Here is a 5,214-nt window from a genome sequence, read left to right as displayed (position 1 = left end):
CCTCATCGGCGTCTCGGCGATGTGGATTTCGGATATCGTGTTCGAGGTGGTGGTGAGGCGGTTCAAGCCGGAGAAGGAGGAGTGAGATCGCGCCTGTCTTATTGCGCCCGCAGTAACAGCCTCTTGCCGGAACTTTAGCGATTTCTAAAAATTGTCTGTGACCAGTGGGCATGCCCCCCGCTGCCCCTGCAGATCGGGACGCAACCCGATCGGGGGCCCGCGCTCTCCGCCAGAGGCGCGGGCTTTCTCTCCATAGCCGTTACCGGTTTAGCCTTCCGACGGTCTCAATGATTGCCTTCGCGAGGGCTTCGCCCTCGTGCACCGGCTCTGGCCCATAAAGTAGCAGGACGGCTTCTTCGCTCGGCAGCACGCCGGCAGGGCATGTCTGTTCAATGGCCATGCGAACCAGCTTGAGCGCGGCCCAGGCGTTGCAGATGTTATCTTGGCCATGCTTCCTCGCTGAGATCGACTTTTCTCAGCGTCAAACCCGTGAAGGCGAGGCCCTGTTCCATCAAAGTTTAACGACTGGGAAAGCGCACTGGAAAGCACGTGCGGTAACAGTTGATTCAACCGTTGCTGGTATTCTAGAGGAGTGTGGAAGCGGCTCCGGCAGTGAGGCGGGGTGCTGAATTGCCGGAGCCGCCTGCGCAGCCCTTGGGGTTAACCGCGCTGTCCCAGAATAGGACAGCGCGGTCAACGTTTCGTTAAAATCGGAACTAATTAAGCGCGTGCTAATTGAATCGCGGTTTTGCGAGTCGATGCATGCGTTTGAAGTTTGTCCCGCCGATGATGCCTACCTTGGTTGCCAAGCCGCCCCAGGGCGATGACTGGATGCATGAAGCCAAATTCGACGGCTACCGCTCCCAGATCATCATCGATGCCGGCGGTGCGCGGATTTTCACCCGCCGCGGACTCGACTGGACCTCCAAATACCGCGACCTAGCTGCGTCGGCCCGAACGCTGGGCGTCGAGAGTGCCATCATCGATGGCGAAGTCGTCGTCGTGAATGAGGCTGGCGTTTCGGATTTTGCCGCGCTGCGCAAGGCAATCACCAGACGCCAGCACGACCTCTATTTCGTCGCGTTCGATCTGCTGCATCTCAACGGTCAGGACTTGCGCGACATGGTGCTGGAGGACAGGCGGGAAGTCCTGGCCGGCCTTATTGGGTCTGACAGCCGCATCCAGTTCAGTGAGACGATGCCGGGCGAGGCTAATGCGATCTATCATCTGATCGACGCGGCGGGCCTCGAAGGGATGGTATCGAAGCGTCGAGACAGCAAATACCGCAGTGGCCCGACCACCAATTGGCTGAAGACAAAATCCTTCACCGAAAGCGAATTTGAACTTCTCGGCGTCGAACGCGAGAGGGGCAAGCCCGCGTTTGCTCTGATGGCTGACCCAGGCACCCGGAAATATGTCGGCAGTGCCTTCGTGAGCGTCAATCGCGAGATGCGCGAACGGCTTTGGAAACGAGTGCAGGAACACGCCGGGCCACCGCCCAAGGACATGCCAAAACGGCCGGCAACGCAGTGGGTCAAGCCGGGGCTGATCGGCCGCGTGAAGCATCTACGCGGCGAGGAGAATTTGCGGCATGCTTCGCTGCAGGATTTCCGAGAAGAATAAAGGTGGCTGAGGGCTACATGCGGAGAATTGGGATCGGCATCATGTGCGTTGGCTTGTTGCTCCTCGCAACGGCCTTCTATTTAGGCGCCGGTCCGTCCCGCGAAGGCCGGCTCTATCTCGGCGCTATTTTGGGCGCCGCAACCTTCATTTCTGGTGCGTGGATGTACATAGCCGGTCGAAATGGTTGGCTTTAGGTAACAGACCCGCTTGCGTTTCACATAGGCATCAGGATTATATTCCTAATTATATACGTGACAAAGTACGGCCACTCTGCTAGAAAGATGGCAGGGAGCACCTAGCCATGAAACTCGACAGCGCAATCTTCCAAGACGCCGAAGCCGCCCGCATCCACCTTGAGGCGCAGCGCTGGCGGCATGGCCCGAACTGCCCGCATTGCGGCAATGCTCGCGCGGATCGCATTACCAAGATGGTAGGCAAGGCTCACCGTCCCGGCCTGTACAACTGCATGGAATGCCGTGAACAGTTCACCGTGACTGTCGGCACCGTGTTCGAGCGTTCCAAGATCGCCTTGAACAAGTGGCTTCTGGCGACGTTCCTTATGGCTTCGTCCAAGAAAGGCATGAGCGCTCACCAGCTGCACCGTATGCTCGGCGTCACCTACAAGACCGCGTGGTTCATGGCTCACCGCATTCGTGAGGCGATGGCCGAAGACGTGAAGTCCAGCGGCCCGCTTGGCGGCGAAGGCAAGACTGTCGAGGCCGACGAAACCTACATTGGACGCGTCGACCGCGATTACCTTTCGCCGTAGCGCAAGGGCCAGCCGCGCTTGAAGCGCAAGATGAAGCCGAAGCGTACCGTTATCGGCCTTGTCGAGCGCGGCGGCAAAGCCCGCATGGTTCACGTCCAGCACGCCACCAAGGCCGTTGTGCGCGATATCCTAGTCCGCAATGCCGACCGCAACTCGACGCTCTACACCGACCAGTCCAAGCTCTACACAGTCACTGGCGAAGAATACGCCTCACACAAGACGACCAATCATTCCGCTGGCGAATACGTCCGCTACGAGGATGGCGCGTCGATCCATTCGAACACAATCGAAAGCGTGTTCTCGGTCTTCAAGCGCGGCATGGTCGGTGTCTATCAGCATTGCGGCGAGGCCCATTTGCACCGCTACCTTGCCGAGTTCGACTTCCGCTATAATCGCCGCACCGTACTCAAGATCACCGACACCGAACGCCACGACCAGTTGCTCGCCAAGATCGAAGGCAAGCGCCTTACCTATCGGCGGATTGGTGAAGCCGGTCTCGCCTAAGCAGAAGGCGCGAAAACTTATCGCCCTGAGGAAGAAACTTCTGAGGGAAGGCGCATCCGGCCTTCAGCGTGAAAGCGATGGAATTCCTCACCGCGACGATAAATAGCCAATGCTATCTTCGAATATGGCACAAGATGATGTTGGCAGGCGCCTTTCACCGCGCCTGGATTGGTAACGTTGAGGCCCTCCAAGAGCCTGTCGGCCCTGTCCTCAGCCATTCTCTCCGTGACTTTGTTAGAGAATTCCTTGGCGTCTGTGCCCAAAACGCCATCTCGGTCTAAGATCCCATGCAGTTCTCGGTAAAGGCTTGAAAGGTCAGATTTGCTTGAATCGAATATACCAACTAGTGCGTCAATCTGCAAAAGAGAGCTATTAACTCCCTTGACCTCAATGACGCCCGGCGAGGCATATTTTATCTTCGACACCTGCAACGGATAATCCTCTTTGGAGTCTGCCGCGATATCCCTAAAAAACCCCAGATAGCTTCCGCCACGCTGCCATGGGTACTTCGCAATTTTTTCGACCAGCTTTTGGGCGAGCGGCCCAGTAGCATCCCTGACTTCATCTAGATACGAGAACAGGCTGTATAGGTCATCAAGCTTGGCATAAAACCGGGAGAAGTCGTTCGCGGACCATCTGCCATCGATCCTGTAAGTATGGCTCGCCAGCGGCGAAAGCTTTATGCCTTTGAATTGCTCAGTGTGGTTTCGAGCAAAAAAGCCGGGGGATGGCAAAAGGTCAGCCACATCCTCGACCACCGTTTCGGCGGGAACGAGCTGGACTTCATCTTCGAACTTTGCCCAATCAAACAGATAAGGCTCACCGCCCCGCCGCTCTCGCATTAGGTAGCTTAGATCGATCCTCTGCCGAAGATAGTCTGAGAGAAGCTTGGGGCTTGTGGACTTTGCTATAAACGGCTCGTCAAACCCTTCAATCCCATCTGGGACGGCAAAGGCGACAACATTATTGCCCTTGCGATCCTGCAAGAGCGCGAGGACGGGGCCGTCATAGTAAACCAAGGTCTGGACGTAAGACGCATGTCTTTTGTTGCGAGCCTTCATAGCAGGCTCACCACTTCAACAATCGCCCCCACCGGATCAAAACCCGCTGCCATCCAAAAGCTCACGTGAGGCGACTCCTCCGTCCCACGGTGTCCAACGCCAGACTCCGGGGTTATATCAATGATCGCCCCAAAAGTCTTGTGTCTGAGCAAGCCAACGCTTTGCGCAAAATCGCGCACGCGAGCTAGAGGCCCATCCCCCCAGTTTTCATCGTAGATGATTAGAGAACATGCCGCCCAAATACACGGGTCTGCCTTTTTACGCAGAGGCAACCCCAGAGCGTTGTGAGAGTGGCAAAACATCTCGTCTATTTCTGGCCCGGTAACCAGCCTGATAAACCGCCCTGTCATTTCGACTGCGGCAGGAGGTGGGCACGTGCCGTCATCCGGCAATTGTTCTTTAGGTATAAACGGCACTGTCAGGCTTCCCCCGGACACTGGGGACTTATCACCTGAGCAGTTAGGATTTGCAATCGTTTGCCGAATTATCCCGCTGCTTTTTGCTATTACTATTGATTTCAGGTTTCTTTTGGGCGGTCGAATCATGGTGCTTCGGCGGCGTCTTCAGCATCCGCTTAAGCGTCTCGTTGAAGCGCTTTTCGTCGGTCTCTTTTTCGGGATTAGCCAATCTACCAGAGGATAGGCGAAACACGTTTGCAGCAATCGGCCTTCTGACTGTCTGTTGGGCGTCAGCCGAATACGCGATGGATTTCGTCATAAGATATGTGCACGAGCGATACGAAGGCAACCAAGTTGCGCCAGTTCCCCCAATCTCATTCAAGGGAAAGCCGCCATACCTTAAGAAGGCTTTCGCCAACCACCCCGATCTAGCCGAGCATCTTCCCCAACTGACCGAATTGCTTGAGGAGGCTTGGCAGATCGCGGAGCAGCGCCATTGGTGCATCCATGGCTCGATTGACCTCCGAGCCGACGCAACGTCTTTCCCTATCTCAAAGATCATTCACGGTAAGGAACACAGACAGGACACGCGAAAATTCACGGTCAAGCAAATTGAGAAGTTGGCCGGGCGAGCGTCGGCACTTTCGCTTAATCTATTTTTCTTCGGCGTCCAGACCGTGGGGATAATGCCGAAAGACGAGGCTGATAAGCTCGTCCGCGAACTCCTTCGCAAGTACTCCGCTGCACTCCCAGAGGGCAACCTTTTCAGCTAGCTCCGTCTTCAAGCGTTCCATTTTTTCAGTGCCGGCCTGTCCCGACGTTTTTATCTGATCGCTCATGCTTTGTCACGTATATAATT

Annotated in this window: 3 protein-coding genes and 1 pseudogene; 3 read left to right on the top strand and 1 reads right to left on the bottom strand. The window is 56.0% G+C overall.

The genetic code is table 11. The features are described 5' to 3' along the window. Positions 1–762: 762 nt before the first annotated feature. Both EOA85_RS26860 and EOA85_RS26855 read left to right on the top strand, forming a co-directional pair. Positions 763–1,623 (top strand): ATP-dependent DNA ligase, encoded by an 861-nt coding sequence (locus EOA85_RS26860; protein WP_127211781.1) that lies wholly within the window; start codon positions 763–765, stop codon positions 1,621–1,623. Between the two features lie 301 nt (positions 1,624–1,924). Beyond that, a pseudogene (locus EOA85_RS26855) lies at positions 1,925–2,896 on the top strand (IS1595 family transposase). Between the two features lie 17 nt (positions 2,897–2,913). Here EOA85_RS26855 and EOA85_RS26850 read toward each other — a convergent pair. Further along, positions 2,914–3,957 (bottom strand): hypothetical protein, encoded by a 1,044-nt coding sequence (locus EOA85_RS26850; protein ID WP_127211780.1) that lies wholly within the window; start codon positions 3,955–3,957, stop codon positions 2,914–2,916. Positions 3,958–4,423: 466 nt separating this feature from the next. Here EOA85_RS26850 and EOA85_RS26845 point away from each other — a divergent pair, with 466 nt between their 5' ends. Continuing rightward, positions 4,424–5,128: a hypothetical protein gene (locus tag EOA85_RS26845; protein WP_127211779.1), complete on the top strand. Its 705-nt coding sequence runs from the start codon at positions 4,424–4,426 to the stop codon at positions 5,126–5,128. The last annotated feature ends 86 nt before the right edge of the window (positions 5,129–5,214 follow it).

The sequence above is a fragment of the Mesorhizobium sp. M5C.F.Ca.IN.020.29.1.1 genome, assembly GCF_003997375.1.
Taxonomy (GTDB): domain Bacteria; phylum Pseudomonadota; class Alphaproteobacteria; order Rhizobiales; family Rhizobiaceae; genus Mesorhizobium; species Mesorhizobium wenxiniae.
Note: the sequence above shows the minus strand (reverse complement) of the source record. Positions and strands in the feature narration are given on the sequence as shown.